This window comes from Aquibium microcysteis (assembly GCF_014495845.1).
Classification (GTDB): Bacteria; Pseudomonadota; Alphaproteobacteria; order Rhizobiales; family Rhizobiaceae; genus Aquibium; species Aquibium microcysteis.
Map to the genome: position 1 here is coordinate 1976603 of NZ_CP061080.1, position 14905 is coordinate 1991507.

The 14905-nt window shown below is 65.0% G+C and carries 9 protein-coding genes; 1 reads left to right on the forward strand and 8 read right to left on the reverse strand.

Translation table 11 applies throughout. The features are described 5' to 3' along the window. Positions 1 to 48 precede the first annotated feature (48 nt). The 5 genes from rpsJ to rpsL form a co-directional block, all read right to left on the reverse strand. Complete coding sequence (gene rpsJ, locus IAI54_RS09105; RefSeq protein ID WP_072606015.1) at positions 49 to 357, reverse strand: 30S ribosomal protein S10; 309 nt, start codon at positions 355 to 357, stop codon at positions 49 to 51. Between the two features lie 70 nt (positions 358 to 427). Then, the gene (gene tuf, locus IAI54_RS09110; RefSeq protein WP_187971225.1) at positions 428 to 1603 is read right to left on the reverse strand and encodes an elongation factor Tu; all 1176 of its coding nucleotides are present in this window, start codon (positions 1601 to 1603) and stop codon (positions 428 to 430) included. 67 nt (positions 1604 to 1670) lie between these two features. Continuing rightward, positions 1671 to 3761: an elongation factor G gene (gene fusA, locus IAI54_RS09115; protein WP_187972040.1), complete on the reverse strand. Its 2091-nt coding sequence runs from the start codon at positions 3759 to 3761 to the stop codon at positions 1671 to 1673. A gap of 34 nt (positions 3762 to 3795) precedes the next feature. After that, a complete protein-coding gene (rpsG, locus tag IAI54_RS09120; RefSeq protein WP_187972041.1) occupies positions 3796 to 4266 on the reverse strand; it encodes a 30S ribosomal protein S7 in 471 nt (156 codons plus the stop codon). Positions 4267 to 4293: 27 nt separating this feature from the next. Beyond that, positions 4294 to 4665 (reverse strand): 30S ribosomal protein S12, encoded by a 372-nt coding sequence (gene rpsL / locus IAI54_RS09125; RefSeq protein WP_187972042.1) that lies wholly within the window; start codon positions 4663 to 4665, stop codon positions 4294 to 4296. Between the two features lie 475 nt (positions 4666 to 5140). Here rpsL and IAI54_RS09130 point away from each other — a divergent pair, with 475 nt between their 5' ends. Then, complete coding sequence (locus IAI54_RS09130) at positions 5141 to 5422, forward strand: transcriptional regulator (protein ID WP_187972043.1); 282 nt, start codon at positions 5141 to 5143, stop codon at positions 5420 to 5422. A 380-nt stretch (positions 5423 to 5802) separates the two neighbouring features. Here IAI54_RS09130 and rpoC read toward each other — a convergent pair whose 3' ends face one another. The 3 genes from rpoC to rplL all read right to left on the reverse strand — a co-directional run bounded on the left by rpoC (position 5803) and on the right by rplL (position 14883). Further along, positions 5803 to 10002: a DNA-directed RNA polymerase subunit beta' gene (gene rpoC, locus IAI54_RS09135; protein WP_187972044.1), complete on the reverse strand. Its 4200-nt coding sequence runs from the start codon at positions 10000 to 10002 to the stop codon at positions 5803 to 5805. Between the two features lie 168 nt (positions 10003 to 10170). Further along, entirely contained in the window at positions 10171 to 14307 is a 4137-nt protein-coding gene (gene rpoB / locus IAI54_RS09140; RefSeq protein ID WP_187972045.1) for a DNA-directed RNA polymerase subunit beta, read from the reverse strand. 198 nt (positions 14308 to 14505) lie between these two features. After that, entirely contained in the window at positions 14506 to 14883 is a 378-nt protein-coding gene (rplL, locus tag IAI54_RS09145) for a 50S ribosomal protein L7/L12 (protein WP_187972046.1), read from the reverse strand. Between the last annotated feature and the right edge of the window lie 22 nt (positions 14884 to 14905).

The following is a 14905-nucleotide window of genomic DNA, read 5'->3' on the forward strand; positions in this document are numbered from 1 at the left end:
TTCAGGGTTCCAGGCCCGGGTAACCCCTGCCTGCCTTTTGCCCGCTGCTTAGAGCTTGATCTCGACGTCGACGCCGGCGGCGAGGTCGAGCTTCATGAGAGCGTCCACCGTCTGCGGCGTCGGATCGACGATGTCGAGGAGCCGCTTGTGGGTACGCATCTCGAACTGCTCGCGGCTCTTCTTGTCGATGTGCGGCGAGCGGTTGACCGTGAATTTTTCGATCCGCGTCGGCAGCGGCACCGGGCCGCGGACGCTGGCACCGGTACGCTTGGCCGTCGAGACGATCTCGCGCGTGGAAGCGTCGAGAACGCGATGGTCGAACGCTTTCAGGCGAATGCGGATGTTCTGACCGTTCATGCGTCAATTCCTTCAGATCTTTCGCGGGCGCGGGCGATGCCCGCCCGCGACAGACCGTTTCTTCTTCTTGTTACTCGACGATGGTGGCGACGATGCCCGAGCCGACGGTGCGGCCGCCTTCACGGATGGCGAAGCGCAGCTTCTCCTCCATGGCGATCGGCACGATCAGCGTCACGTCCACGGCCAGGTTGTCGCCCGGCATCACCATCTCCGTGCCTTCCGGCAGCGTCACCACGCCCGTCACGTCGGTCGTGCGGAAGTAGAACTGCGGACGGTAGTTGGTGAAGAACGGCGTGTGGCGGCCGCCCTCGTCCTTGGTCAGGATGTAGACCTCGGCCTTGAACTTGGTGTGCGGCTTCACCGAGCCCGGCTTGCACAGCACTTGGCCGCGCTCCACGCCCTCGCGGTCCACGCCGCGCAGCAGCGCGCCGATGTTGTCGCCCGCCTGGCCCTGGTCGAGCAGCTTGCGGAACATCTCCACGCCCGTCACCGTCGTCGACGTCGTCGGGCGGATGCCCACGATCTCGACCGTCTCGCCGACCTTCACGATGCCGCGCTCGACGCGGCCCGTCACCACCGTGCCGCGGCCAGAGATCGAGAACACGTCCTCGATCGGCATCAGGAAGGGCTGGTCGACCGGGCGCTCGGGCGTCGGGATGTAGGCGTCGACCGCCTCCATCAGCTTGCGCACCGCGTCCTCGCCGATCTCCTTCTGCTTGTCCTCGAGCGCGCACACGGCCGAGCCCGGAACGATCGGGATCTCGTCGCCCGGGAATTCGTACATCGACAGGAGCTCGCGAACCTCGAGCTCGACCAGCTCCAGAAGCTCCGGATCGTCGACCAGGTCGACCTTGTTGAGGAACACCACGATCGACGGAACGCCGACCTGGCGGGCGAGCAGGATGTGCTCGCGCGTCTGCGGCATCGGGCCGTCGGCGGCCGAAACCACCAGGATCGCGCCGTCCATCTGTGCGGCACCGGTGATCATGTTCTTCACGTAGTCGGCGTGGCCCGGGCAGTCGACGTGGGCGTAGTGACGCGCCGCCGTCTCGTATTCCACGTGCGCCGTCGAGATCGTGATGCCGCGCGCCTTCTCCTCCGGAGCGGCGTCGATCTGGTCGTACGCCTTGAACTCGCCGAAGTACTTCGTGATCGCAGCCGTCAGGGACGTCTTGCCATGGTCGACGTGACCGATCGTGCCGATGTTCACATGAGGCTTGGTGCGCTCGAATTTACCTTTTGCCATGTGAGGTCTCCATTTCTCGAGCCCGCGAGGGGCGTTGAATTCGGTTTACTGCCAATCCCGCGGGATCTTATGCGTATTTCTTCTGGATTTCCTGCGCCACGGCGTTCGGCACCGGTTCGTAGTGATCGAACAGCATCGTGTACTGGGCGCGGCCCTGCGACATCGAGCGCAGGTTGTCGACGTACTTGAACATGTTGGCGAGCGGCACCATCGCGTTGATGACGGTGGCGTTGCCGCGCGCTTCCTGGCCCTGGATCTGGCCGCGGCGGGAGTTCAGGTCGCCGATGACCGAGCCCACGTAATCCTCCGGCGTCACGACCTCGACCTTCATGATCGGCTCGAGCAGCTGCGCGCCCGCCTTCTGTGCACCCTCGCGGAAAGCCGCGCGGGAGGCGATCTCGAAGGCGAGAACCGAGGAGTCGACGTCGTGGAACGCGCCGTCGATCAGCGTGGCCTTCACGCCCAGCATCGGGAAGCCGGCGACCGGACCCGAGGACATGACGCTCTGGATGCCCTTCTGGACGCCCGGAATGTACTCCTTCGGCACCGAACCGCCGATGATCTTGGACTCGAACACGAAGTCCTCGCCCTCGGGGTTCGGCTCGAAGATGATCTTGACGCGGGCGAACTGGCCCGTGCCGCCGGTCTGCTTCTTGTGGGTGTAGTCGATTTCCGCAGGACGCGTGATCGTCTCGCGATAGGCCACCTGCGGCGCGCCCACGTTCGCCTCGACCTTGAACTCGCGACGCATGCGGTCGACGATGATGTCGAGGTGCAGTTCACCCATGCCCGCGATGATCGTCTGGCCGGACTCCTCGTCGGTCTTGACGCGGAAGGACGGATCCTCAGCGGCCAGGCGGTTGAGCGCGAGGCCCATCTTCTCCTGGTCGCCCTTGGTCTTGGGCTCGATCGCGATCTGGATGACCGGATCGGGGAACTCCATCCGCTCCAGGATGACCGGCTTCAGCGGGTCGCAGAGCGTGTCGCCGGTGGTCGTGTCCTTGAGACCGGCCAGCGCGACGATGTCGCCTGCGAACGCCTCCTCTATGTCCTCGCGCGAGTTGGAGTGCATCTGCAGCATGCGGCCGATGCGCTCCTTCTTGCCCTTCACCGTGTTGTCGAGCGAGATGCCCTTGGAGAGCTTGCCCGAATAGATGCGGCAGAAGGTGAGCGAACCGACGAAAGGATCGTTCATGATCTTGAACGCGAGCATCGACAGCGGCTCGTCGTCGGACGACTTGCGGGTGATCTCGGCTTCCGTCTTCGGATCGACGCCCTTGATGTCCGGAACCTGGTTCGGCGCCGGCAGATAGTCGACGACGGCGTCGAGCAGCGGCTGCACGCCCTTGTTCTTGAAGGCCGAGCCGCAGAACATCGGGAAGAACTTGACCGCGATCGTGCCCTTGCGGATCAGCGCGCGCAGTTCGTCGTTGCCAGGCATCTCGCCTTCGAGGTAGCGCTCGAGAGCACCCTCGTCCATCTCGACCGCAGCCTCGATGAGCTTCTCGCGGAACTCCTCGGCACGCGCCTTGAGGTCGGCCGGGATTTCCAGCACGTCCCACTCGGCGCCGAGATTCTCGGACTTCCAGACCAGCGCCTTCATCTCGATCAGGTCGATGACGCCGGCGAAATCGTTCTCCGCACCGATCGGCAGCTGCATGACGACGGCCTGCGCACCGAGGCGCGAACCGATCATCTCGTAGGAGCGGTAGAAGTCGGCGCCGATCTTGTCCATCTTGTTGCAGAAGATGAGACGCGGCACGCGGTACTTGTCGGCCTGACGCCAGACGGTCTCGGTCTGCGGCTCGACGCCGGCATTGGCATCGAGCAGCGCGATGGCGCCGTCGAGGACACGAAGCGAGCGCTCGACCTCGATGGTGAAGTCGACGTGACCCGGCGTGTCGATGATGTTGAAGCGGCGCATCGTGCCGTCACGACCCTTCCAGAAAGTCGTGGTCGCGGCCGAGGTGATCGTGATGCCGCGCTCCTGCTCCTGCTCCATCCAGTCCATGGTCGCGGCGCCGTCGTGGACTTCGCCGATCTTGTGGGACTTGCCGGTGTAGTAGAGGACGCGCTCGGTCGTCGTGGTCTTGCCGGCGTCGATATGCGCCATGATACCGAAATTTCGGTAGTCTTCGATCTTGTACTCGCGGGCCATGGGAGGTGCCTCTCGCTTGCTATTCGACCTGGGATTACCAGCGGTAGTGAGCGAAGGCGCGGTTGGCTTCCGCCATCCGGTGCGTGTCTTCGCGCTTCTTGACGGCGGTGCCGCGGTTGTTGGCGGCATCCATGAGCTCGCCCGACAGACGGTCGATCATGGTGGTCTCGTTGCGGCCGCGGGCGGCCGTGATCAGCCAGCGGATGGCCAGCGCCTGGCGGCGCTCCGGACGCACGTCGACCGGAACCTGGTAGGTGGCGCCGCCGACGCGGCGCGAACGCACTTCCACGTGCGGAGCGACATTGTCGAGCGCCTGATGGAAGACCGTGACCGGCTCCTGCTTCGTCTTGGCCTGGACCTGGTCCAGCGCGCCGTAGACGATCGTCTCGGCGACCGACTTCTTGCCGTGATACATGACGGCGTTCATGAACTTGGTGACGATCAGATCGCCGAACTTCGGGTCCGGGTTGATCTCACGCTTCTCTGCACTGTGACGACGGGACATGGGTCTCTCTGCCTCGCTAAGCTCTGGTCACTTCGGACGCTTGGCGCCGTACTTCGACCGGCGCTGCTTGCGGTTCTTGACGCCCTGGGTATCGAGCACGCCGCGGATGATGTGGTAACGCACGCCCGGAAGGTCCTTCACGCGACCGCCGCGGATCATGACCACGGAGTGCTCCTGAAGATTGTGACCCTCGCCGGGGATGTAGCCGATCACTTCGAAGCCGTTCACGAGGCGAATCTTCGCCACCTTGCGGAGCGCCGAGTTCGGCTTCTTCGGCGTCGTCGTGTAGACGCGCGTGCAGACACCCCGCTTCTGCGGGTTGGCCTGCATGGCCGGAACCTTGTTGCGCTTCACCGGCGCAACGCGCGGCTTGCGGATCAGCTGGTTTACGGTAGGCATTCAACCTTCCCTCTTGTTCAAATCCGTGTCCAAAGCCCGTTTCGGGGCCGTCAGAAGCGCCGCTTCCATACGCAATTTCGGGCCAAAAACCGCCATCGCGGTCCTGCCCGAACAAAAAGCAGAGGAAGCGCAATGCGCCTCGTGCACGCCGGAAATGTCGTCGCTCGTAAAACGAACCCTGTTTGAGACGAACTTCAGAGCGCGTCGCTCCGAAAGGCCAAGTCTCACATCGGCTCAGACGAGGTGGCTTCTACCTGCAACGCCCGGCATCGTCAACCCCGCAGCGTGAGTTTTCGCTCCGAGGCCAGGGACGGGACGCCGCAGGTGGCCGACAAGGGCGGTTTCTTACGTGATCGCGCCTCAACGAAACGGAATGTGACCGCCCGCGACCTGTCCCGCCGGCCTTATCGATGCGAATATAACAATGAGGGGGCAATCGATCCTCATACTCATAGCGATTCGGAAGCATATATAGATGAACGACAACGAAGCTCGCCCCGTAACCATCATAACCGGCCGGGTCTGGCGACGGAAGGGTGGCGATTCTGAAGGCGTCCACGTGCTGCTGGTCGCGCCGGACGACGACACCGCGGTACGGATCGCGCTCGAATCGCTGGCACGCGAGGGCTACGCGGAAGCCGAGTTCGACCAGATCGGCGACCTCGACGGGATTCCGGACGACGAACCGCATTTGTCCGCCTACCAGGGCGCGATCGAGGGCGAGGTCTCCGTGGTGACGTTCGACGAACAGGCCTGACGCCTCACGCGTCTTCCGCCGATTCGCGAATCGGCCCGCCTTCTCCCGCGCCGGATAAAAAAAAGGCCGTCCGGCGGGGCATTGTCCGGACGGCCAGAATGCGGCTGGGAGGTCATAGACCCGATCGACTGCCGCGGCTTCTTCTCTAGCGCGGCTGTTGTCACGCCGTATGTGAGCTACTTCACTTAGAGCGAAAGCGTTCCATCGAGCGTACCGGCCTGCCGCGAACGGCCCGGAGCCGCTCGGCTTCCGACCATGACTGGTCCGGCCTTCGTCGGCAGACCTGATGACCTGCACACCCGGACCTGCCGTCCTTGCGGACATGAAAAGGGCCGCCGGAGCGATCCGGCGGCCCTTTTCCGTATATGGGTATCGACCGCCTACTCGGCGGGCGTCCGCGACATGTCGGCCAGCATCGGCTCGGCCATCTCCACGCCGGACGCCTTGCGGCGCTCGTCGAGGATGAGTTCGTCGCGGGCCTTGGCGATGCGCCGGATCTGGCTCATCGTGCCACCGGTGCCGGCCGGAATGAGGCGGCCGACGATGACGTTCTCCTTCAGACCCTGCAGCGTGTCGGTCTTGCCGGCGACGGCAGCCTCCGTCAGCACGCGGGTCGTCTCCTGGAACGAGGCGGCCGAGATGAAGGACGGCGTCTGCAGCGAGGCCTTGGTGATGCCGAGCAGCACCGGCTGGCCCTGCGCCGGCTTCTTGCCGTCCTCGACCAGCCGTTCGTTGATCTCGTCGAACTCGATCACGTCGACGTGGTCGCCCGGGATGTAGACCGAGTCGCCCTGCTCCGTGATCTCGATCTTCTGCAGCATCTGGCGGACGATCACCTCGATGTGCTTGTCGTTGATCAACACGCCCTGGAGCCGGTAGACTTCCTGGATCTCGTTGACGAGGTAGGAGGCCAGCGCCTCCACGCCCTTGATCGCCAGGATGTCGTGCGGCGCCGGGTTGCCGTCCAGGATGTAGTCGCCCTTCTCGATCGCGTCGCCGTCCTGGAGATGGAACGGCTTGCCCTTCGGGATGAGATACTCGACCGGCTCAGCGCCCTCCTCGTGCGGCTCGATGATGATGCGGCGCTTGTTCTTGTAGTCGCGTCCGAACCGCACCGTACCGTCGATCTCGGCGATGATGGCGTGGTCCTTCGGACGACGGGCCTCGAACAGTTCCGCCACGCGCGGCAGACCGCCCGTGATGTCCTTGGTCTTGGCGCTTTCCATCGGGATACGCGCCACGACGTCGCCCGGCCGCACCTGCGAGCCCGGCTCGACGGACAGCACCGCCTCCACCGAGAGCATGAAGCGGGCATCGCCGCCCTTGGCGAGCTTGCCGACCTTGCCCTTTGCGTCGAGGATGGTGATCGCCGGCTTGAGGTCCGAGCCGCGCGGCGTCGACCGCCAGTCGATGACCTCGCGCTTGGTGATGCCGGTCGATTCGTCGGTGGTCTCCTGCACGGAGATGCCGTCGACGAGGTCCTCGAACTCCACCCGGCCCTCGATTTCGGTGAGGATCGGACGGGTATAGGGGTCCCACTCGGCCACGCGCTGGCCGCGCTTCACCTTGTCGCCCTCGTCCACGAAGATGCGCGAACCATAGGTGACGCGGTGGACCGCCCGCTCCTTGCCGCCCTCGTCGAGGATGACGATGGCCATGTTGCGGCCCATGACGACCAGATGGCCGTCCGAGTTGCGCACCACGTTGCGGTTGCGGATCTGCACGGTGCCCTCGTAGGAGGCCTCGAGGAACGAGCTGTCGACCACCTGCGCGGTGCCGCCCATGTGGAAGGTGCGCATGGTGAGCTGGGTGCCCGGCTCGCCGATCGACTGCGCGGCGATGACGCCCACCGCCTCGCCCTGGTTGACGGGGGTGCCCCGCGCCAGGTCGCGGCCGTAGCAGACGGCGCAGACGCCGACCTTCACCTCGCAGGTGAGCGCCGAGCGGATGCGGATCGTCTGGATGCCCGCCTTCTCGATCGCCTCCACGTCGCGCTCGTCCATCAGCGTGCCGGCCTTGACGATGAGATCGCCGGAGACCGGGTGGTTGATGTCGTCGAGCGCCGTGCGGCCGAGCACGCGCTGGCCGAGCGAGGCCACCACCTGGCCGGCATCCACGATCGGCTGCATGGTCAGGCCCTTGTCGGTGCCGCAGTCGACCGCGTTGACGATGCAGTCCTGCGCCACGTCGACGAGGCGGCGCGTCAGGTAGCCCGAATTCGCCGTCTTCAGCGCGGTGTCGGCCAGGCCCTTGCGGGCGCCGTGGGTGGAGTTGAAGTACTCAAGAACGGTCAGGCCTTCCTTGAAGTTCGAGATGATCGGCGTCTCGATGATCTCGCCCGACGGCTTGGCCATCAGGCCGCGCATGCCGGCGAGCTGGCGCATCTGGGTCGGAGACCCGCGCGCGCCGGAGTGCGACATCATGTAGATCGAGTTCATCGGCTTCTGCCGCCCGTCGGGGTTGAACTCGACCGCCTTGATGCGGCCCATCATCTCCTCGGCGACCTTCTCGGAGCACTTCGCCCAGGCGTCGACCACCTTGTTGTACTTCTCGCCCTGCGTGATCAGGCCGTCATTGTACTGCTGCTCGTATTCCTTGGCGAGCGCCTCTGTCTTGGCGACCAGATCGGCCTTCGCGTCCGGGATCAGCATGTCGTCCTTGCCGAACGAGATGCCGGCCCGGCAGGCGTGGCCGAAGCCGAGCTGCATGATCCGGTCGCAGAAGATCACGGTCTCCTTCTGGCCGCAGTGGCGGTAGACCGTGTCGATCATGCGGGAGATGTTCTTCTTCGTCATCTCCTGATTGCAGATGTCGAACGGCACGTTGACGTTCTTCGGCAGGAGTTCGCCGATGATCATGCGGCCGGGAGTGGTCTCGTAGATCTTCGAGGTCGGCTTGCCCTGCGCGTCCACCGACTTGAAGCGGCCGCGGATCTTGGTGTGGAGCGTCACCGCCCTGGTCTCGAGCGCATGATGCAGTTCGCCCATGTCGGCGAAGGCCATGCCCTCGCCCGGCTCGTTCTGGTTCACGATCGACAGGTAGTAGAGCCCCAGCACCATGTCCTGCGACGGCACGATGATCGGCGCGCCGTTCGCCGGATGCAGGATGTTGTTGGTCGACATCATCAGCACGCGGGCTTCGAGCTGGGCTTCGAGCGACAGCGGCACGTGAACCGCCATCTGGTCGCCGTCGAAGTCCGCGTTGAAGGCCGTGCAGACCAGCGGATGCAGCTGGATCGCCTTGCCCTCGATCAGGGTGGGCTCGAACGCCTGGATGCCGAGGCGGTGCAGCGTCGGCGCGCGGTTGAGCAGCACCGGATGCTCGCGGATCACCTCGTCGAGGATGTCCCAGACCTCCGGCTTCTCCTTCTCGACCAGCTTCTTGGCCTGCTTGACGGTCGAGGAATACCCCTTGGCGTCGAGGCGGGCGTAGATGAAGGGCTTGAACAGTTCGAGCGCCATCTTCTTGGGTAGGCCGCACTGGTGCAGCTTGAGCTCCGGACCGGTCACGATGACCGAGCGGCCGGAATAGTCGACGCGCTTGCCGAGCAGGTTCTGGCGGAAGCGGCCCTGCTTGCCCTTCAGCATGTCGGACAGCGACTTCAGCGGACGCTTGTTGGCGCCCGTGATGACGCGGCCGCGGCGGCCGTTGTCGAACAGCGCGTCGACGGCCTCCTGCAGCATGCGCTTCTCGTTGCGGATGATGATGCCCGGCGCGCGCAGCTCGATCAGCCGCTTCAGGCGGTTGTTGCGGTTGATGACGCGGCGGTAGAGGTCGTTCAGGTCGGACGTCGCGAAACGGCCGCCGTCGAGCGGCACCAGCGGGCGCAGGTCCGGCGGGATGACCGGGATGATCTTCATGATCATCCACTCCGGACGGTTGCCGGATTCCATGAAGTTCTCGACCACCTTCAGCCGCTTCAGAAGCTTCTTCTGCTTCAGGTCGGACGTCGTCGTGGCGAGGTCGTCGCGCAGCTGCACGGCGATCTTGTCGAGTTCCATCGACGCCAGAAGCTCGTGGATCGCCTCCGCACCGATCATGGCGGTGAAGGAATCCTCGCCGAAATTGTCCACGGCGGCCATGTAGTCCTCCTCCGACAGCAGCTGGTGCTGCTTCAGGTCGGTGAGGCCCGGCTCGGTGACGATGTAGTTCTCGAAATAGAGGACGCGCTCGATGTCCTTCAGCGTCATGTCGAGCAGCGTGCCGATGCGCGAGGGAAGCGACTTCAGGAACCAGATATGCGCGACGGGGGCCGCCAGTTCGATGTGGCCCATGCGCTCGCGGCGCACCCGGGACAGCGTGACCTCGACGCCGCACTTCTCGCAGATGATGCCCTTGTACTTCATGCGCTTGTACTTGCCGCACAGGCATTCGTAGTCCTTGATCGGCCCGAAGATGCGGGCGCAGAACAGCCCGTCACGCTCCGGCTTGAACGTGCGGTAGTTGATCGTCTCGGGCTTCTTGATCTCGCCGTAGGACCACGACAGGATCTTGTCCGGGCTCGCGAGCGAGATCCGGATGGAATCGAACGTCTGCGCCGGAACCTGCGCGTTGAAGAGATTCATGACCTCTTGGTTCATGCCGTTCTCCTGTTGGGAACCGCCGCCGGTCCCCTTTTCGAAATTCTCCGGGCGTCAGGCCCGGACTGCCGTAGGACGAAGGGCCGCGGCCCTTCGTCACCCTGAACCCAGCCCGCCGCCCGCGATGGACGGCGGGAAGGTGCGCCGCGACCGGCGCACCCGGAGCAATTACTCCGCGGCGTCGGGCAGACGTGCCTGACCGTCCTCGAACCGGCTGTTCTCCAGCTCGACGCTGAGGCCCAGCGAGCGCATTTCCTTGACGAGAACGTTGAAGCTCTCCGGAATGCCGGCCTCGAACGTGTCGTCGCCGCGCACGATCGCCTCGTACACCTTGGTGCGCCCGGCCACGTCGTCCGACTTGACCGTCAGCATCTCCTGCAGCGTGTAGGCCGCACCGTAGGCTTCGAGCGCCCAGACCTCCATCTCGCCGAAGCGCTGGCCGCCGAACTGCGCCTTGCCGCCCAGCGGCTGCTGGGTGACGAGCGAGTAGGGCCCGATCGAACGCGCGTGGATCTTGTCGTCCACGAGGTGGTGAAGCTTGAGCATGTAGATGTAGCCCATCGTCACCTTGCGGTCGAACGGCTCGCCGGTGCGGCCGTCATAGAGCACGGACTGGCCGCTCGAATGCAGGCCCGCCTGCTCCAGCATCGCGTTGATGTTGGCCTCGTTGGCGCCGTCGAACACCGGCGTGGCGATCGAGACGCCGCGCTTCATCTGGTCGGCGAGACGCACGACGCTCTCGTCGTCGTAGCGGCGCACCGGCTCGTTGCGGTCGTTGTCGGGGATCAGCTCCTCGAGCGTCGCACGCAGCGGCTTGATGTCTCCGCCGCTGCGATAGGCCTCCAGCAGGTCGCCGACCTTGCGGCCCATGCCCGCGCAGGCCCATCCCAGATGGGTCTCGAGGATCTGGCCCACGTTCATGCGCGACGGCACGCCGAGCGGATTGAGCACGATGTCGGCATGCGTCCCGTCCTCCAGGAACGGCATGTCCTCCACCGGCACGATCCGCGACACGACGCCCTTGTTGCCGTGACGGCCGGCCATCTTGTCGCCCGGCTGGATCTTGCGCTTCACGGCGACGAAGACCTTGACCATCTTCATGACGCCGGGGGGCATCTCGTCGCCGCGCTGCACCTTCTCGACCTTGTCCATGAAGCGCTGCTCGAGCGCCTTCTTGGAATCGTCGTACTGTGCCCGAAGCGCCTCGAGCTCGCCCTGGAGCTTCTCGTCCTCCAGCGCGAACTGCCACCACTGCGACCGCGGATAGTCGTCGAGCACCGCCTTCGAGAGGACGCTGCCCTTCTTGAAACCCTTCGGGCCGGCGATCGCTTCCTTGCCGTTCAGCATGTCGACCAGGCGCGCATAGACGTTGCGGTCGAGGATCGCCTGCTCGTCGTCGCGGTCCTTGGCGAGGCGTTCGATCTCCTCGCGCTCGATCTGCATCGCGCGCTCGTCCTTCTCCACGCCGTGGCGGTTGAAGACGCGAACCTCGACGACCGTACCGAAGGTCCCGGGCGGCATGCGCATGGAGGTATCGCGCACGTCCGACGCCTTCTCGCCGAAGATCGCGCGCAGCAGCTTCTCTTCCGGCGTCATCGGGCTCTCGCCCTTCGGCGTGATCTTGCCGACCAGGATGTCGCCCGGCTGAACTTCCGCGCCGATGTAGACGATGCCGGCCTCGTCGAGGTTCTTCAGCGCTTCTTCCGACACATTCGGGATGTCGCGCGTGATCTCCTCGGGTCCGAGCTTGGTGTCACGTGCGGCGACCTCGAACTCCTCGATGTGGATCGAGGTGAACACGTCGTCCGACACGATCCGCTCGGAGAGCAGGATCGAATCCTCGTAGTTGTAGCCGTTCCACGGCATGAACGCGACGAGCACGTTGCGGCCGAGCGCCAGATCGCCGAGATCCGTCGACGGACCGTCGGCGATGATGTCGCCCTTCTCGATCCGGTCGCCCACGCGCACCAGCGGACGCTGGTTGATGCAGGTGTTCTGGTTCGAGCGCTGGAACTTCATCAGCCGGTAGATGTCGACGCCCGACTTGCCGGGATCGAGATCCTCGGTCGCGCGGATGACGATACGGGTCGCGTCCACCTGGTCGACGATGCCGGTGCGGCGCGCCGCGATCGCCGCGCCCGAATCGCGCGCCACGATCGGCTCCATGCCGGTGCCGACGAACGGCGCCTCGGCACGGACGAGCGGCACCGCCTGGCGCTGCATGTTCGAGCCCATCAGCGCGCGGTTGGCGTCGTCGTTCTCGAGGAACGGGATCAGCGCGGCGGCCACCGACACCATCTGCTTGGGCGACACGTCCATCAGGTCGACGTTCTCGCGCGGGGTCATCATCACCTCGCCGGCGTGGCGGCAGATGACGAACTCTTCCGTGAAGCTGCCCTCCGCGTCGAGCACGGCGTTGGCCTGCGCGACGTAGTGCTTGGCCTCCTCCATCGCCGACAGGTAGACGACCTCGTGGCTCACCTTGCCGTCGATGATCTTGCGGTACGGGCTCTCGATGAAGCCGTACTTGTTGACCCGGGCGAAGGTGGCGAGCGAGTTGATCAGGCCGATGTTCGGGCCTTCCGGCGTCTCGATCGGGCAGATGCGGCCGTAATGCGTGACGTGCACGTCGCGCACCTCGAAGCCGGCACGCTCGCGGGTGAGGCCGCCGGGTCCGAGCGCCGACAGGCGGCGCTTGTGGGTGATCTCCGACAGCGGGTTGGTCTGGTCCATGAACTGCGACAGCTGCGAGGAGCCGAAGAACTCGCGCACGGCAGCCGCCGCCGGCTTGGCGTTGATCAGGTCCTGCGGCATGACGGTGTCGATCTCGATCGACGACATGCGCTCCTTGATCGCGCGCTCCATGCGCAGCAGGCCGACGCGGTACTGGTTCTCCATCAGTTCGCCGACCGAGCGGACGCGGCGGTTGCCGAGATTGTCGATGTCGTCGATCTCGCCCTTGCCGTCGCGCAGCTCCACCAGGGTGCGGACGACGGCCAGGATGTCCTCCTTGCGCAGCACGCGCACGGTGTCCGGGCAGTCGAGTTCGAGGCGCATGTTCATCTTGACGCGGCCGACGGCCGACAGGTCGTAGCGCTCGGCATCGAAGAACAGCGAGTTGAACATCGCCTCCGCGGTCTCGAGCGTGGGCGGCTCGCCGGGACGCATCACGCGGTAGATGTCGAACAGCGCGTCCTGGCGGCTCTCGTTCTTGTCGACGGCGAGCGTGTTGCGGATGTAGGCGCCCACGTTGACGTGGTCGATGTCGAGCACCTGGATCTCGTCCTGACCGGCACCCAGCAGGACCTTCAGCGACTTCTCGTCGATCTCGTCGCCGGCTTCGAGGAAGATCTCGCCCGTCTCGGGATTGACCACGTCCTCGGCCAGGTAGCTGCCGTAGACGTCGTCTTCGGTCGCGCGGATGAACTTGAGGCCCTTCTCGGCGAGCTGCCGCGCCTGGCGCGCCGTGATCTTCTTGCCGGCCTCGACCACGACCTCGCCCGTGTCGGCGTTGACGAGTTCAGTCACCGCCTTGCGGCCGCGGAAGCGGTCCACGGAGAACGGAACGCGCCAGCCGTCGCCGTCGCGCTCGAAGGCGATCTTGTTGTAGAAGGTCGCCAGGATCTCCTCGCCGTCCATGCCGAGCGCCATCAGGAGCGACGACACCGGAATCTTGCGGCGGCGGTCGATGCGCGCATGCACGACGTCCTTGGAATCGAACTCGATGTCGAGCCAGGACCCGCGGTAGGGAATGACGCGCGCGGCGAACAGGAGCTTGCCCGACGAATGCGACTTGCCCTTGTCATGGTCGAAGAACACGCCAGGAGACCGGTGCATCTGCGAAACGATGACGCGCTCGGTGCCGTTGACGATGAAGGTGCCGTTCGACGTCATGAGCGGCATGTCGCCCATGTAGACGTCCTGCTCCTTGATGTCCTTGATCGACTTCGCGCCCGTGTCCTCGTCGATGTCGAACACGATCAGGCGCAGCGTCACCTTCAGCGGCGCGGCGAAGGTCAGGTCGCGCTGGCGGCACTCGTCGACGTCGAACTTCGGGTGCTCGAACTCGTACTTCACGAATTCCAGCATCGAGGCGCCCGAGAAGTCGGAGATCGGGAACACGGACTTGAAGACGGCCTGCAGTCCCTCGTCCGGCCGCCCGCCCTCCGGCTCCTCCACCATGAGGAACTGGTCATAGGATGCTTTCTGAACCTCGATGAGGTTCGGCATTTCCGCAACTTCCGGAATCTTTCCGAAGAACTTGCGTACGCGCCTGCGACCGTTGAACGTGTGGGTCTGGGCCATCGTCGCTCCTTGCTGCCATACTGGCTTGTCGTTCGCCGCCGCGCCGAAGATGCGGCGGTAGTCTAAACAGGTGAAAACCCTTTTCCGGAAGGCCGGTTTCCGGCCGTCAGGAAATGGGTTCCCGGACGCATCCCGACGAGAGTTCCCCTCGGGCGGGGTCGGCGGACGGGACGGGCCCGTCCGCCTTCACGCGGTCGCTTACTTCAGGTCGACCTTGGCGCCGGCTGCTTCCAGCTGGGCCTTGAACTTGTCGGCGTCGGCCTTGGACACGGCTTCCTTGACGGGCTTCGGCGCGCCCTCGACCAGATCCTTGGCTTCCTTGAGGCCCAGGCCGGTGATGGCGCGGACTTCCTTGATGACGTTGATCTTCTGCGCGCCGGCCTCGACCAGCACGACGTCGAATTCGGTCTTCTCCTCGACGGGAGCAGCAGCGGCGGCGGCACCGCCGGCAGCCGCCACGGCCACCGGAGCGGCGGCGGAAACGCCCCACTTCTCTTCGAGCATCTTCGACAGCTCGGCCGCCTCGAGGACGGTGAGGCTGGAAAGGTCGTCTACGATCTTGGCGAGATCAGCCATTGTTGTGTTCCTTCAGTGAGAA